This window comes from Chryseobacterium sp. MIQD13 (genome assembly GCF_050496705.1).
Lineage (GTDB): Bacteria > Bacteroidota > Bacteroidia > Flavobacteriales > Weeksellaceae > Chryseobacterium.
The window spans coordinates 228,732-249,208 of record NZ_JBNWAF010000001.1 but is presented as its reverse complement, the minus strand read 5'-3'; the positions used below and the strand labels follow the sequence as shown (position 1 = coordinate 249,208).

General features: G+C 37.7%; 16 protein-coding genes. 3 read left to right on the top strand and 13 right to left on the bottom strand.

Translation table 11 applies throughout. The features are described 5' to 3' along the window. Positions 1-6: 6 nt before the first annotated feature. The 7 genes from ACQWU4_RS01155 to amaB form a co-directional block, all read right to left on the bottom strand. Positions 7-3,153 carry an efflux RND transporter permease subunit gene (locus ACQWU4_RS01155; protein WP_429933933.1) on the bottom strand — a complete coding sequence of 1,049 codons (3,147 nt, stop codon included), beginning with the start codon at positions 3,151-3,153 and terminating at the stop codon, positions 7-9. Between the two features lies 1 nt (position 3,154). Further along, positions 3,155-4,339: an efflux RND transporter periplasmic adaptor subunit gene (locus ACQWU4_RS01150; RefSeq protein WP_429933932.1), complete on the bottom strand. Its 1,185-nt coding sequence runs from the start codon at positions 4,337-4,339 to the stop codon at positions 3,155-3,157. A 1-nt stretch (position 4,340) separates the two neighbouring features. Next, positions 4,341-4,796, bottom strand: coding sequence for a transcriptional regulator (locus tag ACQWU4_RS01145; RefSeq protein ID WP_429933931.1), 456 nt, complete (start codon positions 4,794-4,796; stop codon positions 4,341-4,343). Positions 4,797-4,912: 116 nt separating this feature from the next. After that, positions 4,913-5,425 carry an N-acetyltransferase family protein gene (locus tag ACQWU4_RS01140; RefSeq protein ID WP_429933930.1) on the bottom strand — a complete coding sequence of 171 codons (513 nt, stop codon included), beginning with the start codon at positions 5,423-5,425 and terminating at the stop codon, positions 4,913-4,915. Between the two features lie 90 nt (positions 5,426-5,515). Further along, on the bottom strand, positions 5,516-5,746 hold the full coding sequence (locus ACQWU4_RS01135; RefSeq protein ID WP_048504017.1) for a DUF2007 domain-containing protein: 231 nt from the start codon (positions 5,744-5,746) through the stop codon (positions 5,516-5,518). Between the two features lie 62 nt (positions 5,747-5,808). Next, complete coding sequence (lat, locus tag ACQWU4_RS01130) at positions 5,809-7,134, bottom strand: L-lysine 6-transaminase (RefSeq protein ID WP_429933929.1); 1,326 nt, start codon at positions 7,132-7,134, stop codon at positions 5,809-5,811. Between the two features lie 101 nt (positions 7,135-7,235). Further along, positions 7,236-8,786 (bottom strand): L-piperidine-6-carboxylate dehydrogenase, encoded by a 1,551-nt coding sequence (amaB, locus tag ACQWU4_RS01125; protein WP_429933928.1) that lies wholly within the window; start codon positions 8,784-8,786, stop codon positions 7,236-7,238. Between the two features lie 135 nt (positions 8,787-8,921). Between amaB and ACQWU4_RS01120 the strand changes: the two genes are divergently transcribed. Next, a complete protein-coding gene (locus tag ACQWU4_RS01120; protein WP_429933927.1) occupies positions 8,922-9,074 on the top strand; it encodes a hypothetical protein in 153 nt (50 codons plus the stop codon). A 103-nt stretch (positions 9,075-9,177) separates the two neighbouring features. Here ACQWU4_RS01120 and ACQWU4_RS01115 read toward each other — a convergent pair whose 3' ends face one another. The 6 genes from ACQWU4_RS01115 to ccsA all read right to left on the bottom strand — a co-directional run bounded on the left by ACQWU4_RS01115 (position 9,178) and on the right by ccsA (position 16,738). Next, complete coding sequence (locus ACQWU4_RS01115; protein WP_429933926.1) at positions 9,178-9,375, bottom strand: Arc family DNA binding domain-containing protein; 198 nt, start codon at positions 9,373-9,375, stop codon at positions 9,178-9,180. A gap of 141 nt (positions 9,376-9,516) precedes the next feature. Beyond that, on the bottom strand, positions 9,517-10,383 hold the full coding sequence (locus ACQWU4_RS01110; RefSeq protein ID WP_429933925.1) for an SPFH domain-containing protein: 867 nt from the start codon (positions 10,381-10,383) through the stop codon (positions 9,517-9,519). 176 nt (positions 10,384-10,559) lie between these two features. Beyond that, entirely contained in the window at positions 10,560-11,063 is a 504-nt protein-coding gene (locus ACQWU4_RS01105; protein ID WP_429933924.1) for a hypothetical protein, read from the bottom strand. A gap of 14 nt (positions 11,064-11,077) precedes the next feature. Continuing rightward, the gene (locus ACQWU4_RS01100; RefSeq protein WP_429933923.1) at positions 11,078-12,541 is read right to left on the bottom strand and encodes an aldehyde dehydrogenase; all 1,464 of its coding nucleotides are present in this window, start codon (positions 12,539-12,541) and stop codon (positions 11,078-11,080) included. A 76-nt stretch (positions 12,542-12,617) separates the two neighbouring features. Further along, entirely contained in the window at positions 12,618-13,415 is a 798-nt protein-coding gene (locus ACQWU4_RS01095) for a helix-turn-helix domain-containing protein (protein WP_429933922.1), read from the bottom strand. Positions 13,416-13,480: 65 nt separating this feature from the next. Further along, complete coding sequence (gene ccsA, locus ACQWU4_RS01090; protein WP_429933921.1) at positions 13,481-16,738, bottom strand: cytochrome c biogenesis protein CcsA; 3,258 nt, start codon at positions 16,736-16,738, stop codon at positions 13,481-13,483. A gap of 469 nt (positions 16,739-17,207) precedes the next feature. On the opposite strand from ccsA, the gene ACQWU4_RS01085 reads away from it, so the two are divergent. Then, positions 17,208-19,757 (top strand): DNA translocase FtsK 4TM domain-containing protein, encoded by a 2,550-nt coding sequence (locus ACQWU4_RS01085; RefSeq protein ID WP_429933920.1) that lies wholly within the window; start codon positions 17,208-17,210, stop codon positions 19,755-19,757. Between the two features lie 65 nt (positions 19,758-19,822). After that, positions 19,823-20,470, top strand: coding sequence for a LolA family protein (locus ACQWU4_RS01080; RefSeq protein ID WP_429933919.1), 648 nt, complete (start codon positions 19,823-19,825; stop codon positions 20,468-20,470). Positions 20,471-20,477 lie beyond the last annotated feature (7 nt).

The window sequence follows — 20,477 nt, the reverse complement described above, 5'->3', positions numbered from 1 at the left end:
TTAATTTTATTCTGCTAAACTGATATCTTCTTTCTTGATAGGTTTAATTTTTTCCTGCAGTGTCTCGAAAATCACATACAGTACAGGAATTACAAATAATCCTAAAATAGTTCCTATCAATAGCCCGATCGCCGCACCTGTTGCAATAGATCTGTTACCTACAGCACCAATTCCGCTTGCCAGAACCAACGGCAATAAACCGAAGATAAAGGCAAATGAAGTCATAAGGATTGGTCTTAATCTGGCCTTAGCCGCATTGATGGCAGACATCACGATGGTTTCACCATGATGCCTTCTCTGGACGGCAAATTCGACAATAAGAATCGCATTTTTTGCTAATAATCCTACAAGCATGATCAGGGCGATCTGGAAGTAAATGTTATTTTCCAAGCCCATAATCTTCTGTCCGAAATATGCTCCCATTACCCCAAGAGGAAGAGAAATTACCACAATCAGCGGAAGGATATAACTTTCATACTGAGCAGAAAGAATAAAATAAACGAAGATCAAACTTAATCCGAAAATCAGAAGGGTCTGTGATCCTGAATTTAATTCCTCTCTGGTTAAACCGGTGAACTCTACCGCATAGTTTTGGTTCAACGTTTCATTGGCTACCTGCTGTACGGCTGTAATCGCATCTCCGGAACTGAATCCTGCCGAGTTGGCTCCTGTAATTTTAACAGAGGTAAAAAGGTTATATCTGCTTACAGACTGAGGTCCGTATGCTTTTTTCAATGTTACGAACTGTGAGATTGGAGACATTATTCCTGAACCTGTTCTTACATATAATTCGTTCAGGTTTTCAATATTTTTTCTGTTTTCAGGAAGGGCCTGAACCATTACTCTAAACTGTTTCCCGTACTTGGTAAAGTCAGCAGTATAAATACCTCCGATATATCCCTGCATGGTAGCCAGGATATCACTTACAGAAACTCCAAGCTGTTTGGTCAGCGGAACATTGATTTCCATCTGATACTGAGGATATTTTGTATTGAATGAAGTCTGGGCAAATTCTATTTCAGGTCTTTCCATCAATTTACCAATAAATTCACCTGTCTTATTATCCAGATCTGCATATTCACCTCCCGATTTATCCAATAATACCATTTCAAAACCGGCACTGTTACCAAATCCCGGTACACTTGGAGGCTGGAAGAAAACAACTTTTGCATCAGGAACAGCTCCTGCTATTCCGAACAGCTGTTTAGTGATATCTTCAGAGGTCTGTCCGTCTTTTTTTCTTTCATCAAAAGGCTTCAGTTTTACAAAGGCAAGACCGTTGTTACTTCCGTTTCCGGATAAGAATCCTCTACCTGTAGAAATTGTCACGTTCTGTACTCCCGGAACTTTTAACGCTTTTGCCTGAAGTGTTTTCAGTGCATTATATGTTCTTTCCATAGAGGCTCCCGGTGGCAGCTGAACATCTGTAAAGATAATCCCTCTGTCTTCTGTAGGTACGAAACCTTTTTTCATAGTACTGCTTGCCCAGAAAAGAATACCTCCGGTAACAGCAAAAATAATCAGGGTTACCCACTTATGTCTCAGAAGGAAAACAAATCCTCTTCCGTAACGCTCCGTTGTTGTTTTAAAAGCAATATTGAACTTATAGAAAAACTTCTGAAGGAAATTCAGGTTTTTATATTCTTTGTGATGCTCTGAGTGAGGTTTTAAGAATAATGAACATAAAACCGGACTTAAAGTCAATGCGTTAATTGCGGAAATGATGATTGCCACAATCAGCGTTATACCAAACTGTTGGTAGAATACTCCCGTAGGACCAGTAATAAACGTCACCGGAATAAATACTGACGCCATTACCAGAGTAATAGAGATAATCGCTCCTGTGATCTCATCCATGGCTTCTACGGTTGCTTTCTTAGCATCAGAAATACCATGTTCCATTTTTGCATGAACAGCCTCGACGACGACAATCGCGTCATCCACAACGATACCGATTGCCAGTACCAATGCGAAGAGCGTTAACAGGTTTAATGAATATCCAAATAGGTTCAGGAAGAAGAATGCTCCCACAATGGATACCGGAACTGCAATAGCCGGAATCAGGGTAGATCTGAAATCCTGAAGGAATATATATACAACGATAAATACAAGGATGAAGGCTTCAATAAGGGTATGTACTACCTTTTCAATAGAAGCTTCAAGGAATTCATTCGTATCAAAGTTAAAAGTATATTTAATTCCTTTAGGAAATGTGCCTTCTGCCGATTTCAGATAATCTTTGATATTTTTAATGATCTCCTGGGCATTGGATCCCGGAGTCTGGAAAATCCCCATACTGATGGACGGATTGTTTCCGTTTTCCCCGATTCCTGTATAAGACTGCCCTGCAAGCTCTACTTTGGCAACATCTTTCAGCATTAAATTCTGCCCGTCACCAAGAGATTTGATGATGATATTATCATACTGTTCCTTGTCGTTGAACTTACCTACATATTTAATGATATATTCAAAAGAGCTTCCGCTGTTCTGTCCTATAGAACCTGCCGCTGCCTCTCTACTCTGCTCATTGATTGCATTCGTAACATCCGTAGGTGTTATACTGTAGGCTGCCATTTTTGCAGGATCCAGCCAGATTCTCATGGAATAGTTCTTACCACCGAAAACGTTGGCATCCCCTACACCATTAATTCTTTTAAGATTCGGAATAATATTGATATTCAGGAAGTTCTGAAGATACACATCGTCCAGATCCTTATTTTCGGAATAGAAAGACATATACATCAGGGCACTGGTCTGCTGTTTCTGCGTTACAACCCCTGAACGGGTTACTTCAGATGGAAGAAGCGGTGTTGCTCTTGCCACACGGTTCTGTACGTTTACCGCAGCAATATCCGGGTCTATTCCCTGTTTAAAGAATACCTGAATCTGGGCAGATCCGTCATTTCCGGCACTGGAAGTAATGTAGTCCATACCTTCCACCCCGTTGATCTGTTCTTCGAGTGGTACTACCACACTTTTCATTACAGTTTCTGCATTGGCTCCGGTATAGTTTGTAGAAACACTTACTGTAGGCGGTGCAATGTCAGGATACTGTGTAACCGGCAGCGAGATCAATCCCAATATCCCGAGAATAACAATCAGAATTGAAATTACGGTGGATAAAACCGGTCGGTTTATAAAATTTTTAATCATTTTAGAATTTCGGTTTTATTGATTGAACAAGGCTATCCATTTTGACAGGCTTCTTTTTAACGGCAGTTCCCGGTTTTAATCCTCCAATACCTGCTGCAACAACAATTTCTCCTTTATTTACACCAGATTTTATAAGAGCATAATTGTCTATTCTGTCGATAACATTCACTACAACATTTTTAGCTGTATCTTTATCTACTTTGTAGACGTAAACAATACCCTGCTGCTCATATGTTGCGCTTTCAGGCACTACCAATACATTGTCATAATGTTGCGGGAATCTGATGGTTCCGCTGTTACCGTTACTTAATAATTTCTGAGCATTGGTAAAGGCTACTCTGAACTGTATGGTACCTGTGGTAGGGTCTATTTGTCCTGTAATAGCTTCAATTCTACCTTTTTCAGGGTAAAGGCTTCCGTTAGCCAGCTGAAGTTCCACCATCGGAAGATTTTTGATCTTTTCAGGCATGGATGCACCCGGAGATTTTTCAAGGAAATCAAAATATTCTTTTTCATTCATTGAGAAATAGGCAAAAATCTCGGAAGTATCAGAAATAGTTGTCAGTGGAGTCTGATCGGTAGGTCCTACCAAACTTCCCACTTTTAAAGGAAGCTTTCCAATAACTCCTGAAATAGGTGCACGGATAATAGAATATTCTATGTTGGCTTCAACTCCTTTGTAATTGGCAACTGCCTGTCTTTTTGCAGCATTAGCCTGCTGTAACTGTGCCTGAGCCTGGGCAAGATTTGCCTGAGCAGTCTGCAGCTGTACATTACTGATGATATTTTTCTGAACAAGAGGTTTCAGTTTGTTCACTTCAACCTGTGCTGCATTTACAGAAGCCTGTGCCGCTGCAATTGTAGATTCTGCCGCCCCGATACCTGCTTTGGAAGCTGCTGCATTTTCGGACAGGATATTGGTTTCAAGACGGAATAGCGGCTGCCCTTTTGCAACATACTGTCCTTCATCCACCAGTACCTGGGTAATATATCCCTGTATTTTTGCGCGGACATCATTGTTGATCCTTCCTTGTATGGTAGCCGGGAAGGTCTGATAGCCCACTATATTTTTTGACTCCACAGAAACTACAGGATAAGGTTTCGGCCCATCCTGTTTTGGAGCTTCTTTTTTGCAGGCTGTGAGTGAAAAGGCTGCAATAGAAAGTATAACTAGCTTATTGTTCATTTTAAAGTTTATTAAGTGATTCCTGAATATTTTCTATATTTTTATGTAAGAGCGCTTTGTAAGCTTCTACCCGCTCGTTGTATTCATTATCATGATTTTTTTTAAAATTGTTTAGGTCATCCAGTAATTTGAGCTCGTCATTCATTTTTTGAACTATTTTTTGAAATCTGATCTTTTTGTACTCGTCATTGATGAAAAAATACCTTTTCCGCTCGTCCATTTTGTTGTGATCGATGATGAGCTGTGCATTCAGCAGTAATGAAATACTGGTAGATACGGAGCTTTTGCTCGCAGAAAGCACTTCAACAAATTCATCAAAGGTTATTCCTACTTTTTCATAATCGAAAAGCAGATAGGAATAGATTTTTGAAGCTAAGGGCGGTAGGTTGAAAACGGTGCCATAAAATTTTACGGCATCCTGAAAAATTTTTTCATCAATTTCTATACTTTGGTGCATAATATAAAAATTTTGACAAAAGTAGAAATTAGTTCAGAACTAAACGAACAAACATGATAGAGTTTATAAATACAACTTCTTTTAAAAATTCAATGATAGTTGATTTAACTTTTGGCTTAAATTATAATCTTCTCATAGGCTTTTCTCATTCCTCCGGCTAAAAGAACTTCACCACAGTAGGAATAACCTTTACTTTCCAGGATTTTCAGCATGGCCAAATTATCATAATTCGTATCTACTTTTATACTTTGGATACTGTGGGATTTTGTAAAATCTTCAATATGGTCAAATAATTTTTTCACCAATCCTCTTCCTGCAAATTTTTCATCAATTGCTACTCTATGAACAACAACGAATTCTCCATCACTTAACCAGGCTCCTTCAATAGTACTGTAGGCTGGTTCGTCATTTAGTATAAGGGCAACATACACAGCTATTTCTCCATCTACAGTAAGAACGTATCCGAAACCTTTTGCAATATCACTTTCTACGGTTCCCAGATTGGGATAACCATTCTGCCATTGAGTGCTTCCATCCTGCCTTCTTCTTTCAATGGACTGCTGGATAATTCCCCAAATAATATCCCTGTCATCAATCTCCGCTTTTCTTAGTTTAGTCTCTGAATTCATTATTGCTTGATTTTTTGAATTAAAAAACCGAAAACTAATTAAAATTAATTTTCGGTTCGAAGTAGTAAAATTTAAAATTATGAAATTGTTTTATTGATTTTCACTTTGCTGAAGATAAGCATCTATAACTTTAAATGCATTCTTCTCGTCTTCCAGCTTTACCATAATTTTCAATGACGTTGCAGTGGGCGTAGTCGTAAATGTAAGGTAACTGTTTTCGACGCTGTTTGTAATTTGGGCATCATCCAATTTAGACTTTATTAGCTGGATTTCTGAAGGCTTGTCGCTTTCAAAAACCGATACTCTCGTGCTTCTTTCCATATTCTATATCGTTTGAGTATCTAAATGTACAATGTTTTTTTTAAAATTACAAATCTTTGGTTTTAAATTTTATTAATATTGCTCTCGATTTTATCTAAAGCTAATTGAATTTCTTCCTGGGTAACATTCAGGTGTGGTCTGAAACGAAGTGATTTGTCTCCACATGGAAGAATGATCAGCCCGTCTTTGAAAAGCTCGTTCATTAAATGGTTTCTTTCTTCTGCTGAAGGAAGGTCAATAGCGCACATAAGGCCTCTTCCTCTTGCATTTGAAATTTTTCCAGGATGTTTCTGAGCCAGCTCTTTTAATTTTTCCAGCAGGTAATCTCCAACCACTCTTGCATTTTCAACCAGGTTTTCTTTTTCGATGACTTCCATTACCAGCTGGAAACGAAGCATATCGATAAAGTTTCCTCCGAAAGTAGAATTGATTCTAGAACTTTCTCTGAAGACGTTGTTCGGGATTTGGTCAAATTTTTCTTTGTTGGCCAAAACTCCGCAAACCTGAGCTTTTTTACCGAAAGAAATGATGTCCGGTTTTGCCGTAAAATGCTGGAATGCCCACATTTTTCCTGTAATGGCAATACCTGTCTGAACTTCATCAAAAATCAGTAAGATTTCATTCTGATCACAAAGTTTTCTTAAGCCCATCAGGAATTCATCTCTGAAGTGATTGTCTCCTCCTTCTGCCTGAATAGGCTCAATGATGATACATGCCACTTTATCAGGGTTCATCAGAATAGCTTCCTCAATCTGAAGAAGAGCCAGTCTTTCATTCTTGATTGTTTCTTCTAAATTTTCTTCTGTGATAGGGAAAGTTAGCTTAGGATTTAATATTCTTGGCCATTCAAACATTGGGAAATTCTGATATTTTCTAGGGTCCGAAGTATTGGTTAAGCTTAAAGTATAGCCGCTTCTTCCATGGAATGCCTGTCTGAAATGAATACAGATCCCGGCTTCTGTCTGAAGTCCTTTTTCAAAATTCTTACGTGTTTTCCAGTCGAAACAGGCTTTCATTGCATTTTCCACACCTAAGGTTCCGCCTTCAATAAAGAAAGCATACTGCAGTTCTTCAGGGATCACTACTCTTTCGAAAACCTCCAGAAAATGAGCATATTCCTCTGAATACACATCTGCCAATGTAGGCTTGTTCACAGCCATTTTTCCCAGCCATTCTGATCTTTCTACCAGATAGGGGTGATTGTAGCCTATTGAAGCGGATGCAAACATGGAGAACATATCCAGATACTCTCTGCCTGAAAGCTTGTCATACAACCATGATCCGTGGGATTTTTCAATATCCATCACAAAATCAAAGCCGTCTGCCAAAACGTGTCTTCCTACTGTTTCTTTTACTTTGTTTACTTTTATATCAATTGTTTGTTCCATAATTAAAATAGTTGTGTGATCTAATAATTGAATGATTAAAAGCTTTAAACATTCAGGTTATTAATTTTTGTTTTTTGTTGTGACTGACTTAAACTAAATTTTTACAAATCAAATTTAATCCCCTGTGCCAAAGGAAGTTGAGTTGTGTAATTTATAGTATTGGTTTGTCTTCTCATGTAATATTTCCAAACATCTGAACCGGATTCTCTTCCACCTCCTGTTTCTTTTTCACCTCCGAAAGCACCACCGATTTCTGCACCCGAAGTTCCGATATTTACGTTTGCAATACCACAGTCTGAACCTGCATGAGAAAGGAATAATTCTGCCTCTCTTAAGTTCTGGGTCATGATAGCAGATGATAATCCCTGAGGAACATCATTCTGGATTGCAATAGCTTCGTCTAGAGTTTTGTATTTAATCAAGTATAAAATCGGAGCAAAGGTTTCATGCTGAACGATCTCATAAGAATTTTTCACTTCTGCAATGCATGGTTTTACATAGCATCCTGATTCATAATCTTTTCCGCTTAGAACACCACCTTCAACAATAAACTTCCCGCCTTCTTTCTTACATTTTTTGATAGCTTCTTCATATTGGTTAACTGCATCAACGTCAATAAGTGGCCCTACGTGGTTATTTTCGTCTAATGGATTTCCGATTTTCAATTGTCCGTAAGCTTTTACCAATCTGTTTTTCACTTCATTGTAAACACTTTCATGGATGATCAATCTTCTTGTTGAAGTACATCTTTGTCCCGCTGTACCTACCGCTCCGAAAACAGCACCGATGATAGACATATCGATATCTGCATCTTTAGAAATAATGATGGCGTTGTTTCCTCCCAATTCAAGGATAGATTTCCCGAATCTTTCTGCCACTTTTGAAGAAACCATTCTTCCCACTCTGGTAGATCCTGTGAAAGAAACCAAGGAAACTCTTTTATCGTCAACCAGTTTCTGTCCAATTTCATGATCAGCAACCAGTACACTTGAAATACCTTCGGCAAGATTGTTCTCCTTTAGTACTTCAGACATAATGTTCTGACATGCAATAGCGCATAACGGTGTTTTTTCTGATGGTTTCCAGATGGTAACGTTTCCGCAGATCCATGCTAAAGCCGTATTCCATGCCCATACGGCAACCGGGAAATTGAAAGCGGTAATGATTCCCACAACGCCAAGCGGATGATATTGTTCATACATTCTATGACCAGGTCTTTCTGAATGCATTGTATAACCGTGAAGCTGTCTTGAAACTCCTACTGCGAAATCGCAGATATCAATCATTTCCTGTACTTCTCCAAGGCCTTCCTGAAGGGATTTACCCATTTCATAAGAAACCAGTTTTCCAAGGTCATCTTTATATGTTCTTAATTTCTGACCTAACTGTCTAACGATCTCCCCTCTTTTTGGAGCAGGGATAGATCTGAATTCCTGAAACGCCTTCTGAGCCGTCTCTATCACTTTGTCATAATCACTTTCTCCGGAAGTCTTTATTTTAGCAATCAATTTACCATCTACCGGCGAAAAACTTTCTATTGTTTTCCCAGAAGCAAAATATTTTCCACCAACTGATGTACCTTTATTTTCCTCCTTTATTCCTAGATTTTTGAGTGTTTTTTCGATTCCGAAATCCTTTACTTTTTTAGACATAAAATGTTTACTTTTCGTTTCCTCTAAAGATAGAAATATTATGCGAACCTCAAAATTTAAATTTTTAACATCCTTTTTATTTGGACTAATTATAAACATGTTTATCTTTGTAGAGTAATCTTTTGACATTCAGACATGGAAAATTTACCGGAAAATAATAATTCGAAGTTCAAGAAATGGTTCAAGCGTGTAGGCTGGGCAGGATTTGCTTTTTTCACAATCAAAGGCCTGATCTGGCTCGTAATATTCTACTTTGGCGCTGATACGCTTCAGAGTTGTATAAAATAAAAAAAGCAGAGAAAATTTCTCTGCTTTCTTTTTGTAGTAAGGTTAATTGAATTGTTATTCTTTTTTATTGGGCTGGCTAACTAAAGTACTTTTCACCTTTACCCTATCCTTCTTCATCTTTCTTTTTCCTTCCTGAATTCACCAGGCTTTGATGCAGCAGATATTCAATCTGGCCGTTTACACTCCTGAATTCGTCATTCGCCCACTTCTCCACCAGTTTATAGGTAGATTCATCGATTCTTATGACAAAGGATTTTTTGCCCTTGGTTTCAGAGGATTTTGAAGTTTTTTCCGATTTCATTCTCTTATTCTCTAGCCTGATTTTATTACTTTATTTTAAACGCTGAGGCTTCAAAGATTTATTCTAACAAACTGATATTTTAAATTAAGCTTGATATAAAATCTAAGTAAATTCTTCATTCTTCACTTTTCTCTCTTCATTTTAATTATAAAGAGTTCCTGCATTTAAGATAGGAGTTGCTGCTTTTTCACCGCAAAGCACTACCATTAAATTGCTTACCATAGCTGCTTTTCTTTCATCATCAAGCTCTACGATATTTTCTTCCGAAAGCTTTTTCAAGGCCAGATCTACCATTCCTACAGCCCCTTCCACAATTTTGGTTCTTGCAGCAACAATTGCTGTTGCCTGCTGTCTCTGAAGCATAGCTCCTGCAATTTCGGAGGCATAGGCAAGGTGAGAAATTCTAGCTTCCTGAATCATAATTCCGGCTTTTGAAAGACGGTCAGTAAGTTCCTGCTCCAAAATAGAATTAATCTTATCGCCGCCTTCTCTCAAGGTAATCGGCGCATGATCGTCTTCTAAATTATCATAAGGAAAGCTCATTGCCAAATGACGTACCGCAGCTTCACTCTGCATTCTTACGAAATCTGAATAACGTTCTACATCAAAAGCAGCTTTGTAGGTGTCTCCTACTTTCCATACGATTACTACTGCAATTTCAATCGGGTTACCCATTTTATCATTTACTTTCAGAGTCTGTCCCTGCAGGTTTTCTGAACGTAACGACATTTTCTGTGATGAATACAGTGGATTAATAAAAAACAGTCCGTTATCCTTCACTGTTCCCACATACTTTCCAAAGAAGTTCAGTACTCTTGAATGGTTCGGCTGAATGATCATAAGACCTTTCAGGAAGAAACAGAACAACAGAAAACACAACATTGCAATAATGACGAACGTAATGCTGTGTTCAACGCCGGCAATAAAAAAATAAACAGCTCCGACAAACAGAACCAGACAGATTACTAATGCCAGATAACCGGACATCGGTTTTAAGACTTTTTCCATGATTGTAATTTTAATTTGATATTATTTTGATATCATAAAGGTATGAAGAAGTTTTTAAATTATAAATAAAAATATATATTTTTTCAAGTAAGCATTCCTGAATATTTAATAAATCCATTTATCTAACAAAAAATACCAGCTCTAAAGCCGGTATTTAATATATATGAAGTTCTCTTCTAATCTTTAAATATACTTTTACTGATCATATCAAAATATATCTGATTCCTCTGTTTAGAAAAGCTGTCGGATATGATGAGAAGGCAAACCAGAATCATTAAAGAAATACTAATTCCTTTCCAGAATTCATTGGGGAGAATAATAATCATAAGAACAGCGACTCCCATTAAAACAGCAAAGGAAATAAAAGCATATCTGAAAGTGACATTCATTACCTTATCCATTCTTTGGACTTCATCTCTTTGCAGTTCTGCTTCTGATTTATCCTTAAGATTTTCAACAGCTGCAAGTTTTCTGTTATTGTAGCTGATCGTTGAAATTGCTCCTCCCAAAAGCAGCATACTTATGACAAGAAATCCTACAGCGATTCCTTTTGACATCTGATTATCTGAAAATTTCAGCCAGATGAAAATTCCTGAGATTAATAATACTACTGAAGCTATCAAAGCATATACCGCTCCCTGCTTCTCATCTGAATAATACTGGTGAATGTATTCTATCATGTTCATGTAATAATTTAATATAAAATTGTTTTAAGTTCTGTAAATGATGATAATCCATAGCTGCCGAATTCGCGTCCTACACCGCTTTGCTTATACCCTCCGAAAGGAACTTTGAAATCCGGCTGTGCAGCATTGATCATTACTGTTCCCGTTCTGATTGCTTTTGCCACTTCCAATCCTTTATCGACATTACTGGTAATAACAGCACCTCCCAATCCATATTCCGAATCATTGGCAAGAGCAATTGCTTCTTCTAAATTATCATAAGCAATCAAAACCTGAACAGGACCAAAGATTTCTTCTCTGGCAATTTTCATTGTGTTTTTAACATTAATAAATAAAGCAGGTCTGATAAACCATCCTTTTTCAAATTCTTCTCCTTCCAGCTTTTCCAGCCCTCCGGTCAGCAGTACAGCACCTTCTTCGATCCCACTTTGAATATAGGCTTTTATTTTAAGATATTGAGTTTCATTATAAACAGGTCCTAAAAAAGTTTCATGATTTTGAGGATTTCCCAGCTTAATATTTTCAATTGCTTCTTTTAAAATTCCGCTTATTTCTTCATAGCGGCTTTTAGGGACAAGAAGACGTGTTATTCCTGCACAGGACTGGCCGTTATTGGTAAAAGCAGAATACCTTCCCAATGCTGCAATCATACTGGGGTCTGCATCTTCAAGGATAATTCCGGCAGATTTACCACCAAGCTCCAGACTGAAACGTTTCATCTGGCTTCCGGCAATTGATGCTATTGTTTTCCCTGCTTTTGTAGAGCCTGTAAATGCTATTTTATCTACATCGGGATGACTGACAAGATATTCGCTGATTTCACGGTTAGCCGGAAGAATGCTCAATACCCCTTTCGGAAGACCAGCTTCGGTAAACATGGTACCAAGAGCAATACCATCAAGAGATGTTTCCGGTGTCGGTTTGAAAATAACCGTACATCCTGCCAGTAATGCGGGTACAATTTTAACCAGTGCAGATTGCTGTGGTGCATTCCATGGAATTATTGCAGCAACGACTCCTACCGCTTCTTTTCTGACTATAGATCCACCACCGTTTTCGTTACGTGTGATTTTTTCCCATTCCGTTTCTTTTCCTGCCTGCAGATAAGAGAGATTCTGAAACTCAATCATTTGTTGAAGACTTGATGTAAACCAGATGGGAGAACCATTTTCATGGGTAGTTAAGACGGCTAACTGCTCTGAAAAACCTCTGTAGATTTCCATAAAACGAAGAATGATTCCTTCCCTTTCTTCATAAGGCTTATTTACCCAGACTCCAGAATCAAATGTTTCTCTTGCCGCTTTTACAGCTTTGTCTACATCCTCTTTGCCGGCCAAAACAGTATATCCTATTTCAGACTGATCAAAGGGAGAAATAACTTTTACAGTTTCATTATTTGAAGAATTCACCCAATCCCCTGCGATGTACAATTGGTCGTATTGGGTTTGCAGTGCTTTTTTTGTCTGTTCCATTTTTCATAATTTTATGATACAAATTTCAAAAGGAACATTGATAAAAAGTTTGCTTAAACGTCCAAATATAATATGCTTAAACGTTCAAAAGTGTTTTGGGACTGTATCCAAATTCAGCTTTAAATGCTCTGGAAAAATGGGAAAGATTTTCAAAACCTGAATTTATAAATGCTTCAGATGGCTTCAGCTGTTGTTTATCAATTAAAAAATGGGCGTGCTCCAGCCGCTTTTTGGTAAGCCATCTCTGGGGTGTGATTTCAAAAATTTTGAAGAAATCTCTTTTAAATGTAGAAATGCTTCTTCCCGTTAAATAAGCGAATTTCTGTAAAGGAAGATTAAAAATATAATTTTTCTTCATAAAAGCTTCAAGATCTATTTTACCGGGGTCTTCAAAGTTCAGCAAATGGCGGTCTATTCCAGGATAAAAGGTTCTCAGAATGCCCAGTGCCTCCATTCTTTTAAGATCACAAAGATACTCCGGAAGGTTTTCTTCCATATCTACATAAGGTTTCAGGGAAGAGAACAGATTATCTGTAAGCGTATGTTTATTCAACACAAAGCTTTTGGATACTTCGATACCTGAAAAAGAAGGTTCATTTTTCTCAAAATATTCCTTCAGGAATTGCTCTGAAAAAATAACAGAAACAGATTTATATGGCCTGTCTTTAGAAGCTAATTTCGTAAATCTGAAAATATCATTCTTTGCTGTAAAAAATAAGGAACCGCTTTCCAGCAACAAAGTTCCTGATGCATCCGTAATTTCAAAATTTCCCTCATAAATAAAAGTAAGACTGTGAGCAGGAACTACATTCTCGTCTGATGTATACTTTTGCGATGTGCATGAAAAAAACAATTTGATTTCCGGCGGTTTCATAAAAACAAATGTATAAAAAAAGAGTTTTTAAATTTTTAAAAACTCTTTTCTGTATTATTTTAAGATTATTTTTTCTTCGTTAAGGTTTTAAACTTGAAGTAAGAAACAATTGATAAAAGCAGCATTGTTCCCAATCCGATGTATACCCAGGCCGGAACCGGAACCGGATCTCCTGCTGCATAAGAGTGAAGTCCACTCAGGTAATAATTAACTCCGAAATACGTCATTACCATTGAACAGAAAGCAAACATTGTTGCAACGTGGAATGCCCATCTGCTTCTTAATCCAGGAACCAATCTCATGTGCAATACGAATGCATATACCATAATGGAAATGAAAGCCCAAGTTTCTTTCGGGTCCCAGCTCCAGTATCTTCCCCATGATTCATTGGCCCAGATACCGCCTAAGAAGTTTCCTACCGTTAAGGCAAAAAGCCCAATCGTTAATGACATTTCAGATACAATTACCAATTCTTTTAATGTGGTGTCGTGGTGAAGTTTGTAAGTATCCTTATTGGAGATAATATAGAATACCAAAGAGATCACAGCAATAATCATCGACAAGGCAAAGAAACCATAGCTTGATGTAATAATCGCTACGTGAACAATCAGCCAGTAAGATTTCAATACAGGAACAAGCGGCGTGATCTGCGGATCAAGAGCTGAACCTCCGTGTGCAAATCCCATCATGATAACTGCTACCATAAATCCGGCTGCAGGAATCAATGCATTGGCATTTCTGTATAATAAAAGTCCTGCAGAAATACCTACCCACGATATAAAAATAATGGCTTCATAACCGTTACTCCAAGGAGCGTGTCCTGAAATGTACCATCTTGCCACAAGGCCTAAGAAGTGGCATAAGTATCCTACTAACCCTAGGGCTATAATTACTTTGATTACTTTATTTAATACTTTACTGGATTTGAATAATTCTACAAATCCCAGGATAAGAAGCAGTCCTCCGATAATGGTATAAAAGATCAATAATTTGAAGTTGATATTCACTTTGTTCATGAAAACCTCAAGATCTACTTTCGATTTTGCAGGAACTACTGCTTTACCCCATTTCTGCTGATATTCTGAAAGTTTTGCCAATTCAGTATCGGCTTTACTCCAGTCTCCTGTTTTTTGTGCAGTAAGAGCTTCTGCAAAATAAGGCCCCATTACCTGCTGAGATTCCATATCCGGTTCAAATTTCTGATCCAGCCATGAATGCCATGTGTGGTTGGCATCATTTTTCACAGGAACAATTCTCATAAACTGGCCGCTGAAAAACTCGTTAAAAATCTGTACTCTCTCGTTTACAGAGATTACTTCCTTATCATAATTGGTCTGCTCAGCCGGTTTTTTACGGAATGCCGTATTGTAATCGTGTTCAAGGATATAAGTCAGATTACCATTGGCATCTGCCGGGAAAAGATTCATTAATGAAGTGTAACCGTCATCATCAGCTTTTGTTTTATTTTTCAGCTCATCACCTCCTTTAGTTCCCACTTTAATGATCGGAACCATAGTCCAGCTTGGTGTATCCGTATTGATGGAAAGAAACCATTGATTAGCTGTAAGGGATTTTCCGTCTGTTCCTTTAAATTCGTCTTTTTTGTATAGTTTTCTTAAAATATCCAGCGCCTCTGTGTTGACAGGAACGATTCTTCCTTCAAAATTCTGCACTAAAAGATACCCGAACTTGTCAGCATGTTCTTTGTTGATTTTATTTCTTGAAATAATTTCATCAGGAGTGATCGATCTCATTTTACCCATCGGGGTTGCCAATGAATTCTGCTTAGGAGAAGCACCGTCTAAAGGCTGAGCATGGGTATGAGCATCACCTTCTACATGAATATGCTCTCTGCTTCCGTCTGTAGTACCGTGTGTTTCAATTTTCTGAGCGTTTAATCCTAAACTCAACAATACCAAAAGTACTGCAGCAGCTTTCTTTTTATTAACATCAGTCAGCATTTTGTTCAGTTTCCAGAAATGGGTTCCTTTCCAGAAGAAGATCACAAACATTCCCAAGAATAAAAGTCCGTATCCGATATAAGAAATAATCGTTCCCCAGAAATCATGATTCACGGAAAGTACTGTTCCCATTCTGTCCGGGTCAAAGCTTGACTGGAAGAAACGGTATCCTTTGTGGTTCAAGACGTGGTTCATGTAAATTTTATAAGGTGTTTCTTTTCCTTCATCAATAATCTTCACGTGACTCTCATAAGCACTTGGAGATGAGCTTCCCGGATAAGTTTCCATTACGAAATCATCCAGTTTCAGTGCAAAAGGCGTGTTGTATACTTTTGGCCCGAAACCTACCATAATATTCAGTCCGTCCATTGTTACCTGCTTGAAAGCATTCGGGTTTCCTTTTTCTACGGAAAGATCCACCAACTGTTTTGTTTTTGGCCCCTGAAGTTCTACTCTAAGTACATCCGGAACCATAGCATCTTTCTTTTTATCGCCTTCAAAAGCCATCAGTCTTCCTTTCTTAAGACCTTCAGGAACAACAAGTTTCAGTTCGTTGATCGTATATAAACTTCTCAGTACCAAAGGCTGGAATTCATCTTTCTTGGTACTTCCGGTAGCCTGCGTTGCCATGGTCATGAAAGCTGCATCAACAGGTGTTTTGATGAAAAGCTGTCCGTTTTCCTTTTTAAACTCAACAGCACCTTCAATTGCTCTGTTGAACGTTACCAAAGTTCCGTTGATTGATTTTGTTTCTCCCGGTTTGATATAAATATTCTGTCTTCCGGTAGTTCCTGTAGAAACCAGGTGAAGATATTCTGCCCCGTTTGGTTCAGCAATTAAGCTGTCTTTTTTTCTCTGGATATAATCTTTTGTAAAAACTTTTACTTCTTTCCCGTGGAAATCATAAGTTGCATTAAAGTCTTTGTGAAGAGGTGACATCAGATAAGGAACATCCTGATAATTAAGAACGTCACCTTTCTCCTCAATCTGAATTTTAAAGAAATTCTTGTCTGTCACAATTTCATTGGAAGTTTCCCCTTCCCTGATGTGCATGGTACCTTCAAAACTGATGTACCTTGTAATTGCTCCTCCAATAAAAATAAGGATAAAAGCAAGGTGAAAGACCAAAACCGGCCATTTTTCCCTTTTCCATAATCTATATCTCGCGATATTTCCTACGAAGTTGAGAATGAGCAGAAACATGATTAATTCAAACCATTTTGCTTCATAAATTAATGCTTTGGCTGTTGGAGTTCCGTAATCGTTTTCTAAGAACGTTGCATATGCCATCGAAAATGCATACACCAATAACAGCACAGCCATTGTTCTGGTTGAGATAAGAATATCTTGGAGCTTCTTCATGATTTATTTTACTTGACATGCAAAAATAAGGATGATAAACAACAAAGAGGCTAAAAAAAGCTGTTTTTTGTCACTTTGAAGCCTATTTTAGTTATTTTGAATCATTCTTAATAACAGGAAAATCATTAAGAAAAATTCAATTTTTAAGATCATAAAATTCCGGATTTAATATACCTATCTTCATGATTGAAGGCTTCTATCTGGATTGTGCTTTTATTTTAGTTAAAGCAGCTAAGCCGTAATTTCATTTTTCCTCATTTTACAAGTTTATGGAATAAAATTAGTGGTGATATTATTATCAGCATTTAAACTTGTTTAAAAAACAACTATTATATTTATGTTTTAACGAAAAAAACATCCTAAAAACCCTATTTAATTTAAAAAAATAACCCTAAATTACGCTATCTTTTTGAACAAAAAAAGATGCTGTTAATGTTGAAAAAACATTAAATTTGCCCACATTGATATTATGGATAAAAAGACACAGACAAAATCGACGGAATCGCCTGATAAAGGCAAAATTTTATCTAAGCCACGTATATTTTTCGGGCTTACCTTTATTCTTTTTTCTGTTGTTCTGGCATTTTCCTTCATCTCTTATCTGATGAACTGGAAGGCAGACCAGAGCCAGGCAGGAACTATGACAGACAAAACAATAAAATCTTCAAATATCTTTGGGAAGGTAGGCGACTGGCTGGGGAATATTTTTATATTCGAAAGCATAGGAATTGCATCGTTTATCATTGCCTTTTTATTTTTGGTTGTAGGAACTCTTATTCTTAAAAAAAGGACCTTTAAACCATGGAAAACTATCGGGCATTCTTTGTTTTTCATTTGCTGGCTTCCTATTTTTATGGGAGCAGTGACTAAAGGACAAGGTGTTTTAGGGGGTGTTTACGGATACCAGATTATGGATTATCTGAATGCCATTATCGGACCTGTGGGACTTTGGGTAGTACTGGCAGCAAGCATACTTTTATATTTCATTCTTGAATTCAATCTTCGGCCAAGCTCTATTAAAGCAAAACTGGATAAGATTAATGATAATACAATCGGTAAAGTTAAATCGATGATGCCAAGCTCAGAGGAAAACTTTGAAGCTGATACAGAACTTGAAGAGGAAGCTGAGGAAGCAGGGCTCAATGTTACCGTTACTGATGTATCAACCAAACCAAAAGTTGCAGAGCCAGAACCGGTAAGTGTTCCGAAAGGATTTCCTGAAGTTCATCCTGTTACAGATTTAGAAACTATTGTAACGCCTAATCAGACTTCTTTTGAAGAAGAAAAACCTGTCAGCTTAAATCTGAATACAAAACCTCCGGTTCCTACTTCAACCCCGGAACAGGCTTTTGATATGACGCCCGTGAGTCCGGCAATTACAACTCCTGTTACTTCCCCGGTATCAGCACCTGCTCAGGATAACATTAAATTTAATGTAGAGGTAGCATCGGTAGTTGATGTACTGGATGATTCAGACAAAAAATCCCAGGAACTTGTAGAAAGACATGGATTATACGATCATAAACTTGATCTGGCAGGCTTCCAGATGCCGACAGTGGAATTGCTTAAGGATTACGGCAGCGAAGAAATTTCTATCAATCAGGAAGAATTAGAAGAAAATAAGAATAAAATTGTTGGACTTTTAAAGAACTTCAATGTCGGAATTTCTGAGATCAAAGCAACGATCGGACCTACAGTTACATTATATGAAATTGTTCCTGAAGCAGGAATCAGGGTTTCTGCTATCAAAAAGCTTCAGGATGATATTGCCCTGAATCTTTCCGCTTTAGGAATCAGGATTATTGCTCCTATGCCCGGAAAAGGAACAATCGGGATTGAAGTACCGAGAAAAAACCCTACCATGGTTTCCATGCGTTCCGTTATTGCCTCGCATAAATTCCAGAATACGGATATGGATCTTCCGGTGGTATTCGGAAAAACGATTTCCAATGAGGTATTCATGGCCGACCTTTCAAAAATGCCTCACTTACTGATGGCAGGTGCTACAGGACAGGGTAAATCTGTAGGTATTAATGCTATTTTAACTTCCCTTCTTTACAAAAAACATCCTAGCGAACTGAAGTTTGTTATGGTAGATCCTAAGAAGGTAGAACTTTCATTATATTCAAAAATTGAAAGACATTACCTGGCAAAACTTCCGGATGCGGATGAGGCAATCATCACAGATACCAACAAGGTGATCAACACCCTGAACTCTCTTTGTGTAGAGATGGATACAAGATATGATCTTCTTAAAAATGCATTCTGTAAGAACTTAAAAGAATATAACAAAAAGTTTTCGGAAAGAAAATTAAATCCCGAGAACGGACATCGTTATCTTCCTTATATAGTATTGGTAGTAGACGAGTTTGCTGACCTTATCATGACAGCAGGAAAAGAAGTTGAACTTCCTATCGCCAGACTGGCACAGCTTGCAAGAGCCGTAGGAATCCACCTGATCGTTGCTACACAGAGACCTTCCGTGAATGTAATTACAGGTATGATTAAGGCTAACTTCCCTGCAAGAGCAGCATTCAGAGTAATCTCAAGTGTGGACTCCAGAACAATTCTTGATTCTCCGGGAGCAGATCAATTGATCGGTAAAGGAGATATGCTTTATTTCAACGGAAATGAAATCTTAAGACTTCAATGTGCTTTTGTAGATACACCGGAAGTAGAAAGACTGGCAGAATATATTGGTGAGCAGAAAGGATATTCATCTGCATTCATGCTTCCTGAATTCGTTTCTGAAGATTCTACAAGTACAGTAGGTGCATTTGACCCGAACGAAAAAGATGCTTTATTTGAGGAAGCTGCAAGAATCATTGTTTCTACCCAGCAAGGATCTACTTCTATGCTGCAGAGACAGCTTAAACTGGGCTATAACAGAGCCGGAAGAATTATGGATCAGCTTGAAGCAACCGGAATCGTAGGAGGATTTAATGGAGCCAAGGCCAGAGAGGTTATTATCAGCGACCTTCATTCTTTGGAACAGTTTTTGGAAGATTTGCGTAACTAAAGGAAAAATGCTTTATAAATTAAACCTTGAAGCATTAGAATGTTTAAAGTTTATTTAATAAAAAAATGAAAAATATTATTTCAAAAATTATAGTCGGAAGTTTTGTAATAGGTGCTGTAGGATTTGCCGAGGCGCAGAAAATTGATGCAAAAGCTAAAAAAATACTGGATGATATCACAGCCAATTACAATTCCAAAAAGAATTCTTATTTTAAGTTTTCTTTCGGAACGGGTGTGAACGGACAGGTTACCAAAACAGAGCCGGGAATTTATTATGTTGCAGGAGATAAGTATAAGCTGAAAATCATGGATACAGAGCAGATCTTTGACGGAAGCAAAATATACAACATCAATGCAGATGATATGGAAGTAACGATTGCAAAACCTAACGGAAGCAGCAGCATGTTCTCCCCTATCAACTACCTTACTACCTATAGAAATGATTATAACGTAACTTACAACGGTAAAAAGAATGTAAACGGAGTAAATGCAGATTTCATTAAGCTGACCCCTGTAAAATCCAATGGAATTCAATTCGTATATCTTTTTGTAGATTCTGCAAAAAAACAGATGGTGAAACTTGAACAGCACGGAAACAACAAAGATGTAGCGGTAATTGCCATCAAAGAATATAAGGAAAACCAAACACTGGATCCCAATATGTTCGTTTTTGACAAAAACAAGTTCAAAAACTATGTGATCACAGAACTTTAAAAAACAA